Here is a 21,547-nt window from a genome sequence, read left to right as displayed (position 1 = left end):
CGCATCACGCGATCGGCGCAGGCGCGCCCGGCTCGTCGAGGCTGTAGCCAAGGCCGCGGATGGTGGTGATCACGTCCGAGCCCAGCTTCTTGCGGATGCGCGTCACGAACACCTCGATGGTGTTCGAATCGCGATCGAAATCCTGGTCGTAGATATGCTCGATCAGTTCGGTGCGGCTGACCACCTTGCCCTTGTGGTGGATCAGGTAGCTCAGCAGCTTATATTCCTGCGCGGTGAGCTTCACCGGCTCGCCCGCCTTGGTGACCTTGCCCGATCGCGTGTCGAGGCGGATGTCGCCCGCGACCAGCTCGGCCGAGGCGTTGCCCGACGCGCGGCGGATCAGCGCGCGCAGCCTGGCGATCAGCTCCTCGGTCTGGAAGGGCTTGGCGACATAGTCGTCGGCGCCGGCGTCGAGCCCCGCCACCTTGTCGGACCAGCTGTCGCGCGCCGTGAGCACAAGAACGGGTGCGGTGCGCCCTTCCTTGCGCCAGCGATCGAGCACGGTCAGCCCGTCGACCTCGGGCAGGCCGAGATCGAGGATGATCGCGTCATAGGTTTCGGTGGAGCCCAGGAAGTGCCCCTCCTCGCCATCGGTGGCGAGGTCCACGGCATAGCCGGCGCCCTCCAGCGTGGCCCGCAGCTGGCGGCCCAGATTCGGTTCGTCCTCGACGATCAGAACGCGCATTTCCACCCTTTCGCGAAGGCTCTATTTTCCCGTCCGGCCAACGATTTCACCGGTGCGGCCGTCGACATCGACCCAGATCACGGCTCCATCGCGCAGGAACTTGAGCGTGTAAATGGCAGTGCCGGCATCGAAGTCGAAGCCCAGATATTGTGCGCCACGGATCTTGCCGGTGACCCGCCGCTCGATCTCGCGCAGGGGCAGGATGCGGCCCTGCTTGCGGCCTTCCATCGCCGCTTCCTGGTCGCCACGATGGCGTTGCATGCCGGCCACGGGCGCAGCATCCGCTGCCACAGGCAGCAGTGCGCACACGCAGAGACCGGCTCGAACCAACATCTTCATGCTGGTTGGCATAGGGGGAGCGCGTTGAATAGCCTATGAATATGGCCGGGCGGGCAAGTGTTGCACGGCGGCAACTTGCCCCGTCCGCAGCGGCCGCCTACCTGCCGCCCATGGCAGCACCCATCTTGAGCTACGAAGGCCTCGGCCTGATCCAGGGATCCGGCTGGCTGTTCCGCGGCTTGGACCTCCATATCGGCCAGCGCGACCGGCTGGCGCTGATCGGCCGAAACGGCGCAGGCAAGTCGACCCTGCTGCGGCTGATCGCCGGCACGCTCGATTCCGACGAGGGTCGCCGCACGGTGGTACCCGGCACGCGCGTCGTGCTGCTGGAACAAGATCCCGACGTCTCGGGCTTTGCGACGCTCCACGACTTCGCCTGCCACGGCGAGGATGCGGCGGCGACCCACGAGGTGGAGGCGATCGCCGACCAGCTCGGCATCGACCTGTCGCGCGAGGCCGCGACCGCGAGCGGCGGCGAACGGCGCCGTGCCGCCATCGCGCGCGCGCTGGCGATGAACCCCGACGTGCTGCTGCTCGACGAGCCGACCAACCACCTCGACCTGTCGGCGATCGAGTGGCTGGAGGAATGGCTCGGCCGCTTCTCGGGCGCGTTCGTCGCGATCAGCCACGATCGTACCTTCCTGACCCGGCTGACCCGCTCTACGCTGTGGCTGGACCGGGGGACGATCCGCCGCAACGAGATCGGCTTCGGCGGCTTCGGTGCCTGGATGGAGACAGTCCAGGCCGAGGAGCAGCGCGCCGCCGAGAAGCTCGACGCCAAGCTCAAGATCGAGGAGCACTGGCTCCACCGCGGCGTGACGGCACGGCGCAAGCGCAACCAGGGCCGGCTGGAGGCGCTGCACAAGATGCGCGCCGAACGCGCGGCAATGACGGGGCCGCAGGGCACTGCCAAGCTCGCGGTGGAGAGCGACGACACCAAGACAAAGGTCGTGATTGACGCCGAGCACGTCACCAAGGCATTCGGCGACCGCACCGTCATCAAGGACTTCTCGCTGCGCGTGCGGCGTGGCGACCGCATCGGCATCGTCGGCGGCAATGGCGCCGGCAAGACCACGCTGCTGCGCATGCTGACCGGCGAGCTGGAGCCGGATTCGGGCAAGATCACCCGCGCCAAGACGCTCGACGGCATCGTCATCGACCAGCAGCGCAAGCTGATGGCGCCGGAGAAGCGCGTGCGCGACGTGCTCGCGGACGGCGGCGACTGGATCGAGGTGCTGGGCGTGAAGAAGCACGTCCACGGCTATCTGAAGGAGTTCCTGTTCGACCCCAGCATCGCCGAGGCCAAGATCGGCACGCTGTCAGGCGGCGAGCGCTCGCGCCTGCTGCTGGCCCGCGAGTTCGCCAGGCCCTCGAACCTGCTGGTCCTCGACGAGCCGACCAATGACCTCGATCTGGAAACGCTCGACCTGCTGCAGGAGGTGATCGGCGACTATGCCGGCACCGTGCTGATCGTCAGCCACGACCGCGACTTCCTCGACCGCACCGTCACGGTGACGCTGGGGCTCGACGGATCGGGAACGGTCGATGTGGTGGTCGGCGGCTATGCCGACTGGGAAGCGCGCCGCAAGCCCAAGGTGGAGCGCAAGCCCAAGGCGGCTCCGGCCGCCGAGCCGGTGCGGACAAAGCCGACCAAGCTCAGCTACAAGGACCAGCGCGACTACGACCTGCTGCCCGGCCAGATCGAGAAGCTGGAGCAGGCGATCGCGCGGGATGAGGCGGCGTTGGCCGACCCGGACCTTTATGCGCGCGATCCCAAGAAGTTCGACACGCTGATGGCCAGCGTCGCCAAGGCGCGCGCCGACAAGGATGCGGCCGAGGAACGCTGGCTGGAACTCGCCGAGCAAGCCGAGGCGCTGGCGGGCTGATCGCCCCATGCTCCTGCGCAGGCAGGAGCATAGATGCTACAATGCGCGCCCGTGCCGGCCCGCCAGGTCGGTGACATACTGCCACGCGATGCGGCCCGAGCGGCTGCCACGGCGCGTCGCCCAGCCTACCGCGTCGGTGGGATCGAACGGCAGGTCGTGGGTCGCGCAATAGCCGGCGACGATCGCCAGATAGGCGTCCTGATCGACGACATGGAATCCCAGGCTCAGCCCGAAGCGATCGGCGAGCGCCAGGCTGTCGTCGACCGAATCGCGCGGGTTGATCGCGCTCGCCTGCTCGGCCAAGTCGCGCGGCATCAGGTGGCGGCGGTTGGAGGTCACCACCAGCCGTGCGTTTGCGGGCCGCGCCTCCGCCCCGCCCTGGAGCAGGGAGCGCAGCGCCCTCGCCTCGCCCGGATGCTCGAAGCCGAGGTCGTCCAGGAAGATCGCAAACGCCCGCCCCGCATCGGCAATGGCCGCGAACAGCGCCGGCAGCGTCTCCAGCCGCGGCGTCACCACCTCGATCAGCGCCAGCGCCGCACCTTCCGCCTGCACGGCGCCGACGGCGCTCTTCACCAGCGCCGACTTGCCGGTCCCGCGCGCACCCCACAGCAGCACGTCCTGTGCCGCGATGCCGCCGGCCAGCCGCTGGAGGTTCGCAACGAAGCTCGCCTTCTGCGCCTCCATGCCCGACAGCAGCGCGATCGGCAGCGGATCGAACGCGCGCGCGGCCTTCAGCACCGTTCCGTCCCACAGATAGGCGGGATGGGCGAGCGGATCGGCAGCGTGCGGCGGCGTCGGCGCGAGCCGTTCGAGCGCAGCGGCGATCCGCGCCAGCGTGTCGGGATGGGCGTCCATCCGCCCGCGCTACCCGCGCCCGATGGCGTCAGGCAAGCTCACGGCTGCAAGTCATAGGCCTTCATCAGGTCGTAGAGCGTCGGCCGGCTGATCCCCAGCAGCCGCGCGGTGCCGGAAATGTTCCCCTGCGCCCGCGCCAGCGCATGGCGGATGGCGCGGCGGTCCGCCTCTTCGCGGATCGCCTTCAGGTTGATCGGCTCGGCCTCGCCATGGTCGAGGTCCAGGTCTGCGGCGGTGACCTGCTTGGCGTCCGCCATGATGACGGCGCGCTTCACCCGGTTCTCCAACTCGCGCACGTTGCCCGGCCAGTTCCAGGCATCGATCGCGGCCAGAGCATCGGGTGCGAAGCCGGTCACCCCTGCGTTCATCTGGCGCGCATAGCGGCGCAGGAAATGCCGCGCGAGCAGCCCGGCGTCCCCCGGCCGTTCGGCCAGCGACGGGATCCGCACCACAATCTCCGCCAGGCGATAGTAGAGGTCCTCGCGAAAGCGTCCGTCCGCCACCATCGCGTCCAGGTCCTGGTGGGTCGCGCAGACGATGCGCGTGTCCACCGGGATCGGCTTGCGCCCGCCAATCCGCTCGATCACCCGCTCCTGCAGGAAGCGCAGCAGCTTCACCTGCAACGGCAGCGGCACGTCGCCGATCTCGTCCAGGAACAGCGTCCCGCCCTGCGCAGCCTCGATCTTGCCCGCGGTGGTCTTGATCGCGCCGGTGAAGGCGCCTTTCTCATGCCCGAACAGCTCGCTTTCGAGCAGGGTCTCCGGGATCGCCGCGCAGTTGATGGCGACGAACGCCCCCTTTGCGCGCGGGCTCGCGTCATGCAGCCCGCGCGCCAGCAGTTCCTTGCCGGTGCCCGACGCCCCCAGCAGCAGCACCGACACGTCGGCCGGCGCCACCCGCTCGATGGTTCGCGTGACCTTGAGCATCTCCGGCGCGGCGGTGAGCATGCCGCCCAGCGCCGTCTCGCCCTCGATCCGCGCCGCCAGGCGTCGGTTCTCCGCCTCCAGCGCATGGACGTGGAACGCGCGCGCGACGATCAGCCCCAGCGTGTCGATGTCGATCGGCTTGGAGTAGAAATCGAACGCCCCCATCGCGATCGCCTTGAGCGCGCTTTCGCGGGCGCCGTGGCCGGATGCGACGATGATCTTGGTGTCGGGCTTCAGCGCCAGCATCGCCTCCAGCGTGGCGAACCCCTCGGTGGTGCCGTCCGGGTCGGGCGGCAGCCCCAGGTCGAGCGTCACTACCTGGGGCTCCTCGGCCCGGAGCGCCGCGAGCGCCGCCGCACGGTCGCCCACTGCCGTGATCGCATAGCCCTCATAGGCCCAGCGCAGCTGCCGCTGGAGGCCCAGGTCGTCCTCGACGATCAGCAGCCGTCGCATCTCGGCGCTCATGCCGCCTCCTCCATGGTTGATTGCGGGGCACGCGGCAGCAGCACGCGAAACGTCGATCCCTGCCCCTCGCGGCTGGTCACCTCGACCCGTCCGCCCATCGCCTGCGCCAGCTGGCTCGCCTCGAACGCGCCGATCCCGAAACCGCCGGCTTTCGAGGAGACGAACGGCTTGAACAGACGCTCGCGCACGAATGCCGGCGACATGCCCTGGCCGCAGTCGATGACCTCGATCGCTGCCATGTCCTCGGCATGGCGCACGCGCAGCATCACCGGCATGTCCGGCGCGCTCGCCTCCACGGCATTCTGGACCAGATGCCCCAGCAGCTGTTCCAGCCGCGCCGCATCGGCAATCGCGCGAACCGGTTCCTCGGCCTCCACGCGCACTGCATGCTGGGCGCGCCGCGCGTCGGCGATCCCATGCGCCAGCGCCACCAGGTCGAGCGGCCTCGGCATGCCCGCCGCCGCCGGCTGCCGCTGCGCAAGCCGCGCGAGCAGGTCGTTCATCCGTGCGGCGGACTCCTGCAAGGTCGCCACCATGTCGGCGCGGAACTCCGGGTTGTCGGCATGGCGCTCGGCATTGCGCGCGACCAGGCTCAGCTGACTGACCAGGTTCTTCAGGTCATGCAGGATGAAGGCGAAGCGCCGGTTGAACTCGTCGAACCGCTGCGCCTCCAGCAGGGCTTCGGTCGCGCGCGCCTCGGCCAGATAACTGGCGACCTGACGCCCGGCGATCTTGAGCAGGTCGAAGTCTTCCCAGTCGAGCGCTCGGTCGACCGGCGGCCGCGCCACCAGGATCGCGCCCACGAGCTGTCCCAGGTGCGGCAGCGGCACGACCACCCAGGCATCCGCCAGGTCCAGCAGCCATGCGGGGATCGCCTCCGCATCCATCCGCTCGGCAATGCCCGAGCGGACTGCGTCGAGCTCCAGCACCCGTCCGCTCTCCGCCAGATGCCGGGCGAGGGCAGCGGCCGGCTCCGGCGTCGGTCCTTCCATCGGCCAGTTCCAGCCGGCGGCGCGCTCCAGCCCCTCTTCGCCTGCGATCAGCAGCATGCCCGCCGGGGACTGGGTAAGGTCCGCGATCGCCTTGACCACGCGCTCGGCGAGCGGCGCGCCGCCCTGCGGCCGCCCCAGCGTCTCGGTGAAGCGGGCCCATTCGACACGATAGTCGTAACGGTGCTGGAACAGGTGCTTGGTGAGCTTGACCCGAACCCAGGCGCGCAGCCAGGTCGACGACATCAGCGTCAGCAGCGCGGCGGTCGACCCGAAGACGAACGCCGTCTGGAGAACGCGTGCATGGTCGCCGCCCAAGCTCGCCAGGGCCGCGTTGCCCGCGATCATGACGAGCACATAGCCCACCAGGCCGAGAACGGAGAGCGAGTGCAGCGTCGCGGTGCGGGACACCCGCAACTCGCGCCCGCCGCTGCGATGGAAGGCAAGCGCGATGACGGCGGCGAGCAGCGCCAGTGCCAGGCCACGCATCGCCTGGAACTCGCCCGGTGCGTCCCCGGTCAGATAGCGGAGCGCACTGAGGTTGACGTCGATCAGCCACAATGCCCCGATCGCCGTCATCGCCAGCCGCAGTCCCGATCGGCCGAGCCCCGTGCTCAACCCATAGAGCAGCACCAGCCCCCCCGCTGCCGACAGGGCGCGCATCAGCAGCGCAGCGCGCATCAGGCCGGTGGCCACGGCTTCCGGCTTTGCCTCGGCCGCCAGCAGTTGCAGGACCACCTGCAACGCGACCACCAGCGCCACCACCGCATAGGCGATCGGCAGCGTCAGGTAGCGCGCACCGCCCCAGCGGTGGATCGCCAGCATGACGGCCAGCCAGGCGAGGTTGCGCACTCCCTCCACCACCACCGTGACGGGCTCCGCATTGCCGATGCCGGCGACCGACAGGGCCCAGAGGGCCGTCAGCACCAGCGCCGCGGCAAAGCTGACGCGGATCGCGCGCGGCAGCTCGCGGCTGCGGACCGCCCAGATCGCCAGCATCCCGAACAGCAGCGCGGCCAGCGCGTGGCTCCACAGGATGAGGTCGGGCAGCATTCAGCGCGCGCCCTCGGGCCAGAGCACCACCCGCACCGTCTGGAGCAGGATCAGCAGGTCCAGGAACGGCGAGTAGTTCTTGGCGTAGTAGAGGTCGTATTCGAGCTTCTGGCGCGAATCCTCGATCGAGGCGCCATAGGGATAGTTGATCTGCGCCCATCCGGTAATGCCGGGCTTCACCATGTGCCGTTCGGCATAATAGGGAAGCTGCTGCTCGAGATCGTCGACGAACTGGGGGCGTTCGGGGCGCGGGCCGACGAAGCTCATGTCGCCCTTCAGCACGCTCCAGCACTGGGGCAGTTCGTCGATGCGCAGCTTGCGCAGGACGCGACCGACCCGCGTGATGCGCGGGTCATCCTTTTCCGCCCAGACGGCGTTGCCGCCGACCTCCGCATCCACCCGCATCGAGCGCAGCTTGATGATGTCGAAGGCCAGGCCATAGAGGCCGATCCGGCGCTGGCGGTAGAAGGCCGGTCCCCGGCTGTCGAGCTTGACCGCCAGCACCGCGAGCACCAGCACCGGCAGCACCAGGACGAGCAGCAGCAGGCTGACCGTCACGTCGAACAGCCGCTTGAACATGCTGGAAAACACCCGGCCGGACGAGAATCCGTCGGAGAAGATCAGCCAGGACGGGTTCACACTGTCCAGGTCGACGCGCCCGGTCTCGCGCTCCAGAAAGGTCGAGAGCTCGTTGACGTGGACACCGGTGGTCTTGATCCGCAGCAGGTCCTTGAGCGGGAGCGCGTTGCGCCGTTCCTCCAGCGCAAGCACCACTTCGCTCGCGTTGAGCAGCACGACGTGCTCGGCCAGGTTGTTGATCGCCTCGCGGCCGATCGCCTCGGGCATCACCGGCTGGGCGTCTCCCATGCCGACATAGCCGACCACGACGAAGGTAGCCCCCGGCGCGCGCGCCAGTGCCTTCAGCCGCGCGGCACGGGGGCCGGCGCCCAGCACCACCACCCGCCGCTTGAAGACGTGGCCTCCGAGCGTCCGGCCGAGCAGGATCCGGAGCATCAGCAGCAGGACGACGGCGAACCCCATCGCGTAGAGCAGGTTGGAGCGCCAGAAGGTGATCGTTGGGATCAGGAAGAACAGCGCCGCCAGCGCGATCGCCCCCAGTGCAATGGCAACGATCAGCCGGGCGGCGGCAAAGCGCAGCGACTGGAGCGCCTCCGCCCCATAGACGCCGACCGCGATCATCGCGAGTTCCAGGGCCGCAGCGAAGCTCAGCAATTCGGGAATGCGCGTCTGGATCGGCTCTGCGACCATGCCGATCTGCCCGGCGCGCACGATCCAGCCCAGCTCCGCCGACACCAGCAACAGCGCGAAGTCCAGCATCCCGAGCAACAGCACGGCATGGGGTATGTAGTGCTTGAACAGCCTGATCATGACGCCCGATTTCCTGGCCGGGCGTGAGAACCCGGTCGGCACCCCTCCCCTCTTGCAACAATACCCAAAGAAAAGCTGAACACAGACGCCGACGGTGCGTTGTGCGCTGCGTCATCCTGACGTCTAATGCCCCGCATCCTTCGGGGCATATCTCATTTTCCATGGAGAAGCGCCACATGCAGTCCGCAACCGCGATCGTCCCCGTCATCCTGTCGGGAGGGTCCGGGACACGGCTGTGGCCCATTTCCACGCGGGAGCGCCCCAAGCAGCTGCTCTGCCTGACCGCCGAGGAGACCATGCTCCAGCTGACCGCGCGCCGGGCGTCGGGACCGCGGTTCGGCGCGCCGATCGTGGTCGCGAACGCCGCCCACGCGCAGGAGATCGAGGACCAGCTCGGCGAGATCGGTGCGGCGGCCCAGGCGCTCGTGCTGGAGCCGATGGGTCGCAACACTGCGCCCGCGATCGCCTTGGCGGCGGTGGCGGCAGGCGGGGACGCCACCCCGCTGCTGGTGATGCCGTCTGACCACGTCATCGCCGACGTGCCCGCCTTCCACGCCGCGATCGAGGCGGCGCTGCCGCTGGTCGCGGAGGGCTGGCTGGTCACCTTCGGCATTGCCCCCGATTCGCCGGAGACCGGCTATGGCTGGATCAAGGTGGGCGAAGAGATCGCGCCCGGTGCCCACCGCGTCGAGCGTTTCGTGGAAAAGCCCGCGCGGGAGAAGGCGGAGGCGATGCTGACCGATGGCAGCCACGCCTGGAACGGGGGCATCTTCCTGTTCCGCGCCGACATGTATCTCGGCGCGCTCGGCACCCATGCGCCCGAAATGCGCGTCGCCGCCGAAACGGCGATGAGCCGCGCCCGGCATGAGGGCAAGCGCGTCTATCCCGAAGCCGAAGCCTTTGCCGCCTCGCCTTCGGAGTCGATCGACTATGCCGTGATGGAAAAGGCGGCGCAGGTCGCCGTCGTCCCGGTGGCGATGGGGTGGAGCGACGTCGGCAGCTGGGACGCGCTCCACGCGATCAGCGTCCGCGACGAGAACGACAATGTCGCCGGTCCCGAGGTGCTGATGCTGGAGACCAGCGGCTGCCTGGTCCGAAGCGACCGCGCCCGCATCTCCATGGTCGGGGTCAAGGACCTGATCGTCGTCGCAAGCGGCGAGGACATCCTGATCCTGCCGCGCGGCCGCTCCCAGGAAGTGAAGCGGCTGCTGGAGGCGATGAAGAGCGACTGAGCCGGGTCGTCCCGCGCCGGCGCGTCCGGTGCGGAAACCAGGCGGCGCCGAGGCGTCAGGCGGCGGCCAGTTCCTCGGCGGTCGCGTCCGCCAGGCTGGTGCCGTCGAGGATGCGGGCGGTCTCGTCCCGCACCCGCGCCATGGCGATGCGGATCGCACAGGCCGCCTCGTCCTTGCAGTCGTTGCAGGGACGATAGGCCGTCCGACTCACGCAGGGCACCAGCGCCAGCGGCCCCTCGATCACGCGGATGATTTCCCCAAGCGAGATCAGGTGGCTGGGACGGGCGAGGCGATAGCCGCCGGCCTTGCCGCGCGTGGACAGCAGGAACCCCGCCTCGCGCAGATCCGCGAGGATCAGTTCGAGGAACTTGCGCGGAACGTTGGCCCCGGTCGCGATCCGGTGCATCGGGGTGGGTGCGACGCTCGGAGGTTGGGCGGCCAGGAACAACATTGCGCGCAGCGCATAACGGGAACGCTGGGTCAACATCTTGGATGCAGCCCATGCCAGCCCTTTGTGGCCATGAAAAGACCGCGGCAGGCTTTAATTGCCGAAACCGAGTGGCTATATGCGCTTCTGCCGGCTTCGGCCGGATATGGCGATAAACTGCGGCGTAGACTAGGCGCAGCGGACCCGGGGGCAGTACCCGGCGGCTCCACCAGAACCAGCCTTCCAGGCCGGTCCTGACGGGGCCGAACCAGGATCGACGTGTGTTGAAAGGCGCTGTTTTCGCTCGGAATGGGACCACCGCAACGGCCCATTACACAAGTGCCAACGATAACGAAGCACTCGCTATTGCGGCCTAACCCTACGGCTTAACGGCCCAAGGTTAGACTAAAATGCGCGGTTGGACCGCACCGGGCAACAGAAGCGGATTCCAGCGGTACGGGGAGCACCGGGCAACAGAAGCTCCCCACTCACCAGCTTCAGGCTTCCCTGGCCTCCGCAACCGGCGGCGGCGTCTGCTGATGCTGGATCACGCGCCACTCCTCGTGCGCCAGCCGGCGATAGGTCGAGGTGCAGTGCGCGACATAACGCTCCTGGCCCCGCGCGGCCTCCGCCGTATAGCCGATCACGATCAGGCCTTCCTGCGGCCGCATGATCTGCTGGTTGGAGAAGGCGACGGATTCCCAGCGCGGCGTATCCGAAACCGCATCGGCGGCCTGCATGCCCGTGACGACGAACGGCTTGGTCGGCACGACCATCACGCTCTCGTCATCGATGGAGGCGCGGTAATGCTCCGCGTCTCCCGTCCACAGGCTTTCCTCGAACTGCCAGACCCGTTCGTCGTCCACGGCATGCTCCTCGCGATAGGGGATGTCCGCAGTCAGCGCATGGGCAGACGCGCGGTTCCCGCTCTCGCTCAGGCGGGCAGCAGCAACCGCGCGGTCGTCCCGTGCTCGCGGATCAGATCGAACTTCCCGTTGAGCTGGCTCGCCAGCATCGTCGCGATCTTGAGGCCTAGGCTGTCGGACGCCTCGATTCGGAAGCCATCGGGCAGGCCGTCGCCGTCGTCGCGGACCTCGACCTTCACCATGTCGGCGCCGTGCCGCGCCAGATGCACCTCGATGCAGCCCCCGTCCTTGTCGCGAAAGCCGTGCTCGATCGCGTTTGCCATCGCCTCGGCAACGATCAGCGCGAGCGGGATCGCCGCGTCCGGGGAGAGCGGCGCGTCTTCCGCCACGTTGATCGAACAGCGCACGCCCGTACGCCCGCTCGCCTCCACCACGTCCGCGCACAGCGGCTCCAGGAATTCGCGCATGCTGCGCGTGGCCCCGCCGGCGTCATAGAGCTGGCGGCTGATCCGGCCGATCAGCGCCAGCCGGCGTGCCGCTTCGTCCAGCGCCGCCCGCGCAGTCGTGTCGGCCACCTGCCGCTTCTGGACCGACAGCAGCCCCGCCGCGACCTGCAGATTGTTCGACACCCGGTGCTGGAGTTCGGAAAACAGCAGCTCGCGCGTTTCTGCGAGTGTCCGGCTCAGCTCGCGCTCACGCGCCAGGTTGCGGTTGGCACGCTGCATCCAGTGCACCAGCGCGATGTCGGTCACGACGACAAAGACGTAGAAGAGAAGGGCGAGCACGCCCGGCCCCGCAACGTCGAAGCTGCGGTATTCCGGGATGAAATAGTACCAGGCGAGCAGCCCGCACAGCAGCGCGGACAAGGCCCCCAGCCGGACTCCGAACAGAAAGGAGCTGACGATCACCGCCGGGAAGAAGGTGACGTAGGGAAAGCCGCTGGGCAGGAACGGGTCGGCGAACCAGCGCAGGACAAAGGCGCCCGCGACCAGGATCAGCGTGATCGATACGCCCAGCACCGGCCGATCGCTGGCGAGCGGCAAGCGTTCCAGGAAATGGCTTCCCGCCTTCGGCATTACGCGTGCTGCTCCCCCGCCGCACCCAGGGCGGCTGCGCTCCATGGCACGGCCGCAGGGCACAAGCAATTGGAAGGGCTGCAAGAAAAAGGGGCTCGCGTTGCCGCGAGCCCCTCTTCTTCGATCGGTTTTTAGCGACCGATCAATTGTCGGTGATGAACGACGGCAGGCCGATGTCGCCGCCGTCCTCGCCGCCCTTGTTCTCGCCTTCGCTGCGCTCCCGGCGCGGGCCGCGCTCGCGACGGCGCTCGCCGCCACGCTCGCCGCCCTCGCGGCGGGGACCGCGATCGCCACGGTCACCACGGTCACCACGGTCGCCGCGCGGGCCACGGTCGCTGCGCTCGCCGCGCGGCTCGCGTGCCGGACGGGTGTCCTCCAGCTCGGCGCCGGTCTCCTGGTCGACGACGCGCATCGACAGGCGGACCTTGCCGCGCTGGTCGACCTCGAGCACCTTGACCTTCACTTCCTGGCCCTCGGTGACGACGTCGCCCGGCTTTTCGACGCGCTCGTTCTTCATCTCGGACACGTGGACGAGGCCGTCCTTGCCGCCCATGAAGTTCACGAACGCACCGAAGTCGACGATGTTGACGACCTTGCCGGTGTAGATCTTGCCGACCTCGGCCTCTTCGACGATGCCCTTGATCCAGTTGATCGCGGCTTCGATCTGCGCGGTGTCGGACGAGCTGACCTTGATCACGCCCTCATCGTCGATGTCGACCTTGGCGCCGGTGGTGGCGACGATCTCGCGGATCACCTTGCCGCCGGTGCCGATGACGTCACGGATCTTCGACTTGTCGATCGTGAAGGTCTCGATGCGGGGGGCATGAGCGGAGAGCTCGGTGCGGGTCTCGCCCAGCGCCTTGTTCATCTCGCCCAGGATGTGCGCACGGCCTTCCTTGGCCTGTGCCAGCGCGACCTTCATGATCTCCTCGGTGATGCCGGCGATCTTGATGTCCATCTGAAGGCTGGTGATGCCCTCGGACGTGCCGGCTACCTTGAAGTCCATGTCGCCCAGGTGATCTTCGTCACCCAGGATGTCGGAGATGACGGCGAAGTCCTTGCCCTCCAGGATCAGGCCCATCGCGATGCCCGACACCGGACGCTTGAGCGGCACGCCCGCGTCCATCATCGACAGCGAACCGCCGCACACCGTCGCCATCGACGAGGAGCCGTTGCTCTCGGTGATGTCCGACAGGACGCGGATCGTGTAGGGGAACTCTTCCTTCGACGGCAGCACCGGGTGCAGCGCGCGCCAGGCGAGCTTGCCGTGGCCGACTTCGCGACGACCCGGCGCACCGAAGCGGCCCACTTCACCGACCGAATAGGGCGGGAAGTTATAGTGCAGCATGAAGTGCTCGTAGTGGAGCCCGTTCAGGCCGTCGATCATCTGCTCGGCGTCCTTGGTGCCAAGCGTGGTCGAGCAGATCGCCTGCGTCTCGCCGCGGGTGAACAGCGCCGAGCCGTGGGTGCGCGGCAGGAAGTGTACCATCGCCTCGATCGGGCGCACCGTCTTGGTATCGCGGCCGTCGATGCGGCGGCCTTCCTTCAGGATCGCGGTGCGCACCACGTCCGCCTCGAGCTTCTTCACGAGCTTGAGGACGCCCAGATACTGCGCGGGATCGCTTTCCTTCAGGTCCGCGAACGCCTCGCGCGCCTTGGTACGAGCGTCGTTGATCGCGTTCTGGCGGTCCTGCTTGCCCGTCAGCTTGTAGGCGGCGGCCAGATCGGCGCCGATCAGGTCCTTCAGCTTCTTCTTCTGCTTGGACTGGTCGGCGACGGGGGTCAGCTCCCAGGGGTCCTTGGCAGCCTGCTCGGCCAGGTCGATGATCGCCTCGACGATCTTCTTCGATTCCTGGTGCGCGAACACGACGGCGCCCAGCATGACCTCTTCCGAAAGCTCCTTGGCTTCGGATTCGACCATCATCACCGCGTCGTGGGTGGCGGCGACGACCAGGTCGAGCTCGCCCGCCTTGGTCTGCTCCAGCGTCGGGTTGAGGATATACTCGCCGTCCTGGTAGCCGACGCGCGCCGCGCCGATCGGGCCCATGAACGGCACGCCCGAGATGGTGAGCGCAGCGGACGCCGCGATCATCGCGACGATGTCCGGCTCGTTCTCGCCGTCATAGCTCAGCACCTGAGCGATGACGTTGATCTCGTTGTAAAAGCCTTCCGGGAATAGCGGGCGGATCGGGCGATCGATCAGGCGGCTGGTCAGCGTTTCCTTCTCGGTCGCACCGCGCTCACGCTTGAAGAAGCCGCCGGGGATGCGACCCGCGGCCGAATACTTCTCCTGATAGTGGACGGTCAGCGGGAAGAAGTCCTGGCCTTCCTTCACCGAGCGCGCGGCGGTCACCGCGCACAGCACCACCGTCTCGCCGAGGGTCGCGATCACCGCGCCGTCGGCCTGGCGGGCGACGCGGCCCGTCTCGAGCGTCAGGGTCTTGCCGCCCCACTCGATGCTGGTCTTCTTGATATCGAACATGTCGTTTCCTTCACTCCGGCGGCCCGATGCCGTCCGGGGCAGCTTGCGGGCACCGCCCGCAGGGATGAGCCGTTTGGGGCTCGGGGCCAAGTCGCCGGATTGCGCTCGGCCCTGCTTGCTCCTTCGTGTTCCGCTTCAGCAGAGAGACGTCGGAGGAATTTCGTGGGTGCCGCCGAAGGCGACGGCGCCCTTGTGCCATATCCCCGGCAATGTGGGGATAAGAAAACGGCGCCCCGCGGGGCGCCGTTCCTTACTTGCGAAGACCCAGCTTCGCGATCAGCGCGGTGTAGCGCTCGGCATCCTTCTTGCGAAGGTAGTCGAGCAGCGAACGGCGCTTGTTGACCAGCATCAGCAGACCGCGGCGCGAATGGTTGTCCTTCGCGTGGGTCTTGAAGTGCTCGGTCAGGTTGGAAATCCGCTCGGTCAGGATCGCGACCTGGACCTCGGGGCTGCCGGTGTCACCGCTCTCGCGGGCGTGTTCGTTGATCAGCGCTTCCTTGCGCTCCGGGGTGATCGACATCGTCGTCCTTTCTATTCGAGGTTGAAGCCGCGAACGACACGGGCGACCCCGTGCTGGACCTCGACCAGGGCGACCGGAACCTCGTCCAGCGTCGCAAAGGTCTGACCATCGTCAGCGGCGATCCCGACCAACTGCTGCCCCTGGCGGAGCCGCCCTGCCTGGTCGGGGGTGAGGGAAAAAGCCGGGATGTCGTCCAGCCCTGCCCTCAACGGCAGAAGCGCTTGTGCAAGCGCGTGGCCCTTACCGAGTTCCACCAATTTGTCCAGCGAAATGGCCGCGTCCAGCCCGAACGGCCCCGCCTTCACCCGCCGCAGCATCGTCACATGGCCGACGCTGCCGAGCGCCAGCGCGATGTCGCGCGCCAGGCTGCGGATATAGGTGCCCTTCGACACATGGGCGGTGAGGGTTGCCTCCTCCAGCGCGCCATCGCCCGCCGCGGCGATCGTCAGCGCGTGGATGGTGACGTCGCGGCTCTTGAGCACGACCTCCTCCCCCGCCCGCGCAAGATCATAGGCACGCTGGCCATCGACCTTGAGCGCCGAGTACGCGGGCGGCACCTGTGCAATCGGGCCGGTGAACTGCGCCAGCACCGCCTCCAGGGCGGCGCGGGTGGGGCGCACGTCGGACTCCGCGATCACCGCCCCTTCGCGATCGAGCGTGTCGGTCTGCGCCCCGAACTGCACGGAGAAGTCGTAGACCTTGTCGCTGTCGAGCATCCGCCCGGCGAGCTTGGTCGCCTCCCCCAGCGCGATCGGCAGCACGCCGGTCGCCAGCGGATCGAGCGTGCCGCCGTGGCCGACCTTGAACCGGCCGTAGCCGCCGTCGCGCAGCGCGCGCTTGACCGCGCTCACCCCTTGCGTGGAGCCGAGCCCCAGCGGCTTGTCGAGCAATATCCAGCCGTGCATCTCAGCCCCCCAGCCCGACGAGCCGCAGCAGCGCGTCGGCCAGGCCGAACACGATCGGCGACACCACGCGCTCGACCACGTTCAGCTGCGGCGACAGCATCGGCAGCACCAGCAGCAGGAGCAGCAGCACCGGCATGCCGAAGCGCCCGAGCTGCGCGTAGCGATAGGCGAGCGGGCGCGGCAGCAGCCCCTCCACCACGTGCCCGCCGTCGAACGGCGGCACCGGCATCAGGTTGAACACCGCCAGGAAGAGGTTGATCAGCAAGAAGTTGAGGAGATTGCTGACGACGAACCGGCTGACGATCCCCGCCTCCTCGCCGGTGACCGTCGCCACAACGGCGATCAGCAGCGCGGCGGTGAGCGCCAGCAGCAGGTTGATGCCCGGCCCGGCAAGCGCCACCAGCACCATGTGCCAGCGCGGGTTGCGCAGGCGCCCCGCATCCACCGGCACCGGCTTTGCCCAACCGAACACCGGCGCGCCCGAGACGGCGAGCACCAGCGGCAGCGCGACCGTGCCGATCGGGTCGGCGTGGCGAATCGGGTTGAACGTCAGCCGCCGCTGCTCGGCCGCGGTCGGATCCCCCAGCCAATTGGCGACCACGCCATGCGCGACCTCGTGGAAGACGATGGCGATCACCAGCGGCACGAGCCACACGGCGATGGTCCAGGCGGTTTGTGCAATGTCCATGATGGGTGTGTCAGTGGCGATGCGCGGGGGCTGCCGCAAGTCCGAGCCTTATTCCTTTCCCGTTCGTCTCGAGCAGCCGTCGAGCTTGTCGAGACGGCCTGTCGAGAGACCGGGCGCCGCCCTCTCGATACGGGCTCTCGACAAGCTCGATCCCTACTCAAGGCAAACGGGGAGGCGTGCCGATCGCGCCTACCCGCGCATCGCCTCGCAGAAATGCTTGCGGCACAGTGCGAGATAGCGGTCATTGCCGCCGATCTCCGTCTGCGCCCCCTCGCGCACCGCACGGCCCGCCGCGTCGACGCGCAGGTTCATGGTCGCCTTGCGCCCACACACGCACACCGACTTGATCTCCACCAGCGCATCCGCGATCGCGAGCAGCCGTGCCGAGCCTGGGAACAGCACGCCCTGGAAATCGGTGCGCAGGCCATAGGCGAGCACCGGCACGTTCAGCTCGTCGGCAACCCGCGCGAGCTGGTCCACCTGCTCCGCCGAGAGGAACTGCGCCTCGTCCACCAGCACGCAGCCGACCGGCGCCGGCTCGGCGGCGACGGCGGCGTAGAGATCGGTTGCGGCATCGAACATCGCGGCCGGCGCCGACAGGCCGATGCGGGACCCGATCGTCCCCGCGCCCGCCCGGTCGTCTAGCGCCGCGGTGAACAGCAGCGTGGTGAGCCCCCGCTCCCGATAGTTGAAGTCGGCCTGCAGCAGCGTGGTCGACTTCCCGGCATTCATGGACGCGTAGTAGAAATAGAGCTTGGCCATCAGGCGAGGGTCTCGATGGGAAGAGGGGGCGTGTCGATCCGGGCGATCCCCCGGTCGAAGGTAACAAAGCGGTCGGCGACGCCGCGCGCCGCCACCAGATGCACCGCATCCGCCCAGTCGGCACCGGCGCGATAGCGTTCGATCGCCCAGGCCAGGCCCTCCCGGTCGGCCACGTGGACCGTCTCCAGCATCAGCAGCGTCGCCATCGCATCGGCGACGGTGGCATGGTCCAGCCGCAGGCGCTTGCCGAGCACCCAACCCAGTTCGATCCACACCGTGTGCGAGACCCACACCGGCTCGCGGACGATCGCCTCCGCAAGCCGCGCCTGGTGGGGCTCGTCCTGCAGGATCAATCGGGCGAGAATGTTGGTGTCGACCGCCCTCACGCGGGGTCGTCATCCGCGTCGGGAGACCAGTTCAGGGCCTCCACCGGAACTGGCGGTCCCTCGTGGCGGTACAGCGTACGCAGACGAGCGATGCCCTGTTCGACGGTTAGCTGGCCGCCCGGGCGGCGGGGACGCAGGATGATAGCATCGGTCGACTCGACGATGTCGAGCTCGGTGCCGGGTGCCCAGCCGAGCCGATCGCGCGTGGCCTTCGGCACCACGACCTGCCCTTTTTCCGAAATCCGCGTGTGCGCACCCATGTTGGTAAGATGCGTCTTACCGGCCGGAACGTCAATCGTCGCCGCCGGGCTCCTCGCGCAAATCCTGCGCGACCTTGGGCGCACGCAGCAGCGCGTCGATGTGGCTCGCTTCCTCGAAGCTGTCGTCGGCCAGGAACTTGAGCTTGGCGGCGTACTTCATCTTCACGCGGTGGGCGACCTCGCGCTGCAGGTACGCGGTGTTGGTGCGCAGCGCCTTCAGCACCGCCTCCTCGTCCTTGCCGAGCAGCGGCTTCACGAACACGGTCGCGTGGCGCAGGTCCGGGGACATGCGCACCTCGGTCACGGACACCATGTGCTTGGCCAGCGTCTCGTCATGAACGTCGCCGCGCTGCAGGATCTCGGACAGCACGTGGCGCACCTGCTCGCCCACGCGGAGCGTGCGGACGGAGCGTTCCTGCGGTTCGTTCTTCATGGTGCAATCTTAGAAAAAAGGGTGTCACCCCGGCTCGCCGCCGGGGTGACACGGATACTCAGAGCGTGCGCTCGCGCAGCTCGACCTCAAAGGTTTCAAGGAAGTCGCCGGCCTTGATGTCGGTGAAGTTCTGCGTGAACGTCACACCGCATTCCAGGCCTGCACGAACTTCGGCGACATCGTCCTTGAACCGGCGGAGCGAGGCGATCTCGCCCTGGTAGATGATGACGTCGTTGCGCGTGATGCGCGCCTTGAGCGCCTTGCGAATGACCCCTTCGACCACCAGCAGACCGGCGGCCTTGCCCGTCTTGCCCGCGGAGAAGACTTCGCGGATCTCGGCGCGGCCCACGACCGTCTCGAACGCCTCGGGACCGAGCTCGCCCGCCATGCCGGCGCGGATCTCGTCCACCAGGTCGTAGATGACGTCGTGATACTTCAGCGCCACCTTGTTCCGCTCGGCGATCTCGCGCGCCTTGCTGTTCGGGCGGACGTTGAAGCCGATGATCGGCGCGCCCGAGGCACCCGCCAGCGTCACATCGCTCTCGGTGATGCCGCCGACGCCCGAGTGCAGGATGCGCACCCGGATCTCGTCGGTCGAAATCTTGTTGAGCGAACCCACGATCGCCTCGACCGTACCCTGGGTATCGGCCTTGACCACCAGCGGATACTCGATCGCCTGCTTGTCCTTGAGCGCGGAGAACATGCTCTCCAAGCTCGCGGGCGCATTGGTGGTGCGCTTCTGCTGGATCACGCCAGCGCGATATTCCGCGACTTCGCGGGCACGCGCCTCGTTCTCCACCACCTGCAGCAGGTCGCCGGCCATCGGCACGCCAGACAGGCCCAGCACCTCGACCGGCATCGCCGGACCCGCCTGCTTCACCTGACGGCCCTTGTCGTCGATCAGCGCGCGGACCTTGCCGCTCTCGGCACCGACGACGAACACGTCGCCGACCTTGAGCGTGCCGCGGTTGACCAGGATCGTCGCGACCGGGCCGCGGCCCTTGTCGAGCTTCGCCTCGATCACCGCACCCTCGGCCTGGCGGTCGGGGTTGGCGCGCAGCTCGAGCAGTTCGGCCTGCAGCTGGATCTTCTCGATCAGCGTGTCGAGACCGATCTTCTTGAGCGCGGAGACTTCGACGTCCTGCGTCTCGCCGCCCATTTCCTCGACCTGGACGTTGTGCTCGAGCAGACGCTCGCGCACCCGCTGCGGGTTCGCCTCGTGCTTGTCGATCTTGTTGATCGCCACGATCATCGGCTTGCCCGATGCCTTGGTGTGGTTGATCGCCTCGATCGTCTGCGGCATCAGCCCGTCGTCGGCCGCCACCACCAAGACGACGATATCGGTGACGTCGGCACCGCGCGCGCGCATCTCGGTGAAGGCCTCGTGGCCCGGCGTGTCGAGGAAGGTGATCTTCGACTTGTCCTTCAGCGTCACCTGATACGCACCGATGTGCTGGGTGATGCCACCGGCCTCGCCGCGCACCACGTCGGTGCCGCGCAGCGCGTCGAGCAGCGAGGTCTTGCCGTGGTCGACATGGCCCATGATCGTCACCACCGGCGGACGCGGCTTCAGCGCCTCGGGTGCGTCCTCGGTCGTGTCGAGCGCCAGGTCGATGTCGGCGTCGGACACGCGGACGATGTTGTGGCCGAACTCGGTCACCAGCAGCTCGGCCGTATCCTGGTCGATGGTCTGCGTCATGGTGACGGGCATGCCCATCTTGAACAGCGCCTTCACCAGGTCGGCGCCCTTCTCGGCCATGCGGTTGGCGAGTTCCTGGACGGTGATCGCCTCCGGCACCTGCACGTCGCGGACCTGCTTGGCCTGCGGCTCGCGCGGGCCGCCGTAATGGCGCTTTTCCTTTTCGCGGGCGCGCTTCAGCGCCGCGAGCGAGCGCGCACGCGCGCCGTCGCCATCACCAAGCGCACGCGTGACGGTGAGCTTGCCCGACTGGCGGCGATCGTCACCCTTGCGGTCGCGCGACGGTGCAGGCCGGCTCGGCGCATCGTTGCGACGCGGCGGGAGGGCGGCGCCCGTACGGTTCGCAGGCGAGGCGTTGTTCGAAGCGGGCGAGGCGCTCGGCGTCGGCGTGGGAGCCGGTGCGGGCTTGGGCTCGGGCTTCGGGATCTCGGGACGCTGCACGGGCGTGAAGCGACGCGGCGCGGGCAGCGACGAGTCGAACTGCACCGTCACGGGCTGCGTCGGCTGCGGCGGACGCTGCGGTGCCGCCGGGCGACGCGGTGCCTGGGCGGCAGGGGCCGCCGGCTTCGGCGCGGCAGCGGCGGGCGCAGCCGGCTTCGGCGCTTCGGCCGCGGGGGCTGGTGCGGGCGTCGGCGCAGGGGTGGGAGTCGGAGCGGCAGGTGCCACGGCGACCGGCTCGGAAACCTCGGGCGCTGCCGGAGCCGGTGCGGGCGCGGCTTCGACCTTGGGCTCGGGCGTCGGCTCCACGGCCGGGGCGGCCGGCTCGGCAGGCGCCGCTGCCGGCGCTTCTGCCGCGCGACGGCTTTCCTCGGCGCGACGCTGCTCCTGCTCCTGCGCTTCCTGGCGCAGGCGCTCGTCACGACGGCGGCCCTCTTCGAGCGCGGTCATGCGGGCCTCTTCGGCCTCACGCAGCAGCTTCGCCTGGATCTCGTGGCGAGACAGGCCGGCGTTCGTCGCAACCGGGTTCGGCGCGGGCGCACGCGGCGCTGCCGGGGCGGGTGCCGGCGCAGCCGCGGGTGCGGCCTCCGGTGCCGCGACAGGAGCACCCTGCTGCTGCTCTTCGCCCGGGCGGCCGAGCACGCGGCGGCGCTTGACCTCCACGACCACGGTGTTGGAGCGGCCATGGCTGAAGCTCTGCTTCACCTTGCCCGTCTCCACCGTGCGCTTCAGCCCCAGCGGTGCCCGCGCGCCCAGCTTCGGCTTGTCGTTGTCCGTCTCGCTCAT

General features: G+C 68.5%; 20 protein-coding genes and 1 other RNA gene. 3 read left to right on the top strand and 18 right to left on the bottom strand.

What is annotated here, in order from left to right:
• Positions 1–4 precede the first annotated feature (4 nt).
• Positions 5–685, bottom strand: a complete 681-nt coding sequence (locus ABDZ92_RS10785; protein WP_272695176.1) for a response regulator transcription factor — start codon at positions 683–685, stop codon at positions 5–7.
• A 21-nt stretch (positions 686–706) separates the two neighbouring features.
• Positions 707–1,036 carry a PepSY domain-containing protein gene (locus ABDZ92_RS10780; protein WP_343762791.1) on the bottom strand — a complete coding sequence of 110 codons (330 nt, stop codon included), beginning with the start codon at positions 1,034–1,036 and terminating at the stop codon, positions 707–709.
• 98 nt (positions 1,037–1,134) lie between these two features.
• On the opposite strand from ABDZ92_RS10780, the gene ABDZ92_RS10775 reads away from it, so the two are divergent.
• Positions 1,135–2,910, top strand: a complete 1,776-nt coding sequence (locus ABDZ92_RS10775) for an ABC-F family ATP-binding cassette domain-containing protein (RefSeq protein WP_343762788.1) — start codon at positions 1,135–1,137, stop codon at positions 2,908–2,910.
• 36 nt (positions 2,911–2,946) lie between these two features.
• Here the strand turns inward: ABDZ92_RS10775 and ABDZ92_RS10770 are convergent, their stop codons facing one another.
• From ABDZ92_RS10770 to ABDZ92_RS10755, 4 genes are read right to left on the bottom strand one after another with little or no spacing between them, the layout of a single operon-like run.
• Positions 2,947–3,765: an ATP-binding protein gene (locus tag ABDZ92_RS10770; RefSeq protein WP_125962130.1), complete on the bottom strand. Its 819-nt coding sequence runs from the start codon at positions 3,763–3,765 to the stop codon at positions 2,947–2,949.
• Positions 3,766–3,803: 38 nt separating this feature from the next.
• On the bottom strand, positions 3,804–5,156 hold the full coding sequence (gene prsR / locus ABDZ92_RS10765; RefSeq protein ID WP_125962129.1) for a PEP-CTERM-box response regulator transcription factor: 1,353 nt from the start codon (positions 5,154–5,156) through the stop codon (positions 3,804–3,806).
• The gene (gene prsK, locus ABDZ92_RS10760) at positions 5,153–7,198 is read right to left on the bottom strand and encodes an XrtA/PEP-CTERM system histidine kinase PrsK (protein WP_206432253.1); all 2,046 of its coding nucleotides are present in this window, start codon (positions 7,196–7,198) and stop codon (positions 5,153–5,155) included. The genes prsR and prsK overlap by 4 nt, the downstream gene beginning before the upstream one ends.
• Complete coding sequence (locus tag ABDZ92_RS10755; RefSeq protein ID WP_125962128.1) at positions 7,199–8,587, bottom strand: TIGR03013 family XrtA/PEP-CTERM system glycosyltransferase; 1,389 nt, start codon at positions 8,585–8,587, stop codon at positions 7,199–7,201.
• 176 nt (positions 8,588–8,763) lie between these two features.
• Here ABDZ92_RS10755 and ABDZ92_RS10750 point away from each other — a divergent pair, with 176 nt between their 5' ends.
• Complete coding sequence (locus ABDZ92_RS10750) at positions 8,764–9,819, top strand: mannose-1-phosphate guanylyltransferase/mannose-6-phosphate isomerase (protein ID WP_125962127.1); 1,056 nt, start codon at positions 8,764–8,766, stop codon at positions 9,817–9,819.
• A gap of 55 nt (positions 9,820–9,874) precedes the next feature.
• On the opposite strand, the gene ABDZ92_RS10745 is transcribed toward ABDZ92_RS10750, so the two are convergent.
• Entirely contained in the window at positions 9,875–10,306 is a 432-nt protein-coding gene (locus ABDZ92_RS10745; RefSeq protein WP_125962126.1) for an RrF2 family transcriptional regulator, read from the bottom strand.
• 49 nt (positions 10,307–10,355) lie between these two features.
• On the opposite strand from ABDZ92_RS10745, the gene ssrA reads away from it, so the two are divergent.
• Positions 10,356–10,696, top strand: a transfer-messenger RNA (tmRNA) gene (ssrA, locus tag ABDZ92_RS10740).
• A gap of 47 nt (positions 10,697–10,743) precedes the next feature.
• Here the strand turns inward: ssrA and ABDZ92_RS10735 are convergent.
• The 11 genes from ABDZ92_RS10735 to infB all read right to left on the bottom strand — a co-directional run bounded on the left by ABDZ92_RS10735 (position 10,744) and on the right by infB (position 21,547).
• Positions 10,744–11,112 (bottom strand): DUF4440 domain-containing protein, encoded by a 369-nt coding sequence (locus ABDZ92_RS10735; protein ID WP_125962125.1) that lies wholly within the window; start codon positions 11,110–11,112, stop codon positions 10,744–10,746.
• 68 nt (positions 11,113–11,180) lie between these two features.
• On the bottom strand, positions 11,181–12,188 hold the full coding sequence (locus tag ABDZ92_RS10730) for a sensor histidine kinase (RefSeq protein ID WP_125962124.1): 1,008 nt from the start codon (positions 12,186–12,188) through the stop codon (positions 11,181–11,183).
• A 142-nt stretch (positions 12,189–12,330) separates the two neighbouring features.
• A complete protein-coding gene (gene pnp / locus ABDZ92_RS10725) occupies positions 12,331–14,670 on the bottom strand; it encodes a polyribonucleotide nucleotidyltransferase (protein ID WP_125962123.1) in 2,340 nt (779 codons plus the stop codon).
• Between the two features lie 250 nt (positions 14,671–14,920).
• The gene (gene rpsO, locus ABDZ92_RS10720; protein ID WP_125962122.1) at positions 14,921–15,190 is read right to left on the bottom strand and encodes a 30S ribosomal protein S15; all 270 of its coding nucleotides are present in this window, start codon (positions 15,188–15,190) and stop codon (positions 14,921–14,923) included.
• Positions 15,191–15,201: 11 nt separating this feature from the next.
• Positions 15,202–16,095 carry a tRNA pseudouridine(55) synthase TruB gene (gene truB, locus ABDZ92_RS10715; protein ID WP_125962121.1) on the bottom strand — a complete coding sequence of 298 codons (894 nt, stop codon included), beginning with the start codon at positions 16,093–16,095 and terminating at the stop codon, positions 15,202–15,204.
• Position 16,096: 1 nt separating this feature from the next.
• Complete coding sequence (locus ABDZ92_RS10710) at positions 16,097–16,783, bottom strand: site-2 protease family protein (RefSeq protein WP_125962143.1); 687 nt, start codon at positions 16,781–16,783, stop codon at positions 16,097–16,099.
• A 189-nt stretch (positions 16,784–16,972) separates the two neighbouring features.
• A complete protein-coding gene (locus tag ABDZ92_RS10705; RefSeq protein ID WP_125962120.1) occupies positions 16,973–17,545 on the bottom strand; it encodes a thymidine kinase in 573 nt (190 codons plus the stop codon).
• Positions 17,545–17,931, bottom strand: a complete 387-nt coding sequence (locus ABDZ92_RS10700) for a type II toxin-antitoxin system VapC family toxin (RefSeq protein WP_125962119.1) — start codon at positions 17,929–17,931, stop codon at positions 17,545–17,547. Before ABDZ92_RS10700 ends, ABDZ92_RS10705 begins: the two co-directional genes overlap by 1 nt.
• Positions 17,928–18,191: an AbrB/MazE/SpoVT family DNA-binding domain-containing protein gene (locus ABDZ92_RS10695; RefSeq protein ID WP_125962118.1), complete on the bottom strand. Its 264-nt coding sequence runs from the start codon at positions 18,189–18,191 to the stop codon at positions 17,928–17,930. The genes ABDZ92_RS10700 and ABDZ92_RS10695 overlap by 4 nt, the downstream gene beginning before the upstream one ends.
• Before the next feature lie 31 nt (positions 18,192–18,222).
• Positions 18,223–18,624, bottom strand: a complete 402-nt coding sequence (rbfA, locus tag ABDZ92_RS10690; RefSeq protein ID WP_125962117.1) for a 30S ribosome-binding factor RbfA — start codon at positions 18,622–18,624, stop codon at positions 18,223–18,225.
• Positions 18,625–18,682: 58 nt separating this feature from the next.
• A complete protein-coding gene (gene infB / locus ABDZ92_RS10685) occupies positions 18,683–21,547 on the bottom strand; it encodes a translation initiation factor IF-2 (protein ID WP_272695177.1) in 2,865 nt (954 codons plus the stop codon).

The sequence above is a fragment of the Sphingomonas molluscorum genome, from assembly GCF_039522995.1.
GTDB lineage: Bacteria > Pseudomonadota > Alphaproteobacteria > Sphingomonadales > Sphingomonadaceae > Sphingomonas > Sphingomonas molluscorum.
Note: the sequence above shows the minus strand (reverse complement) of the source record. Positions and strands in the feature narration are given on the sequence as shown.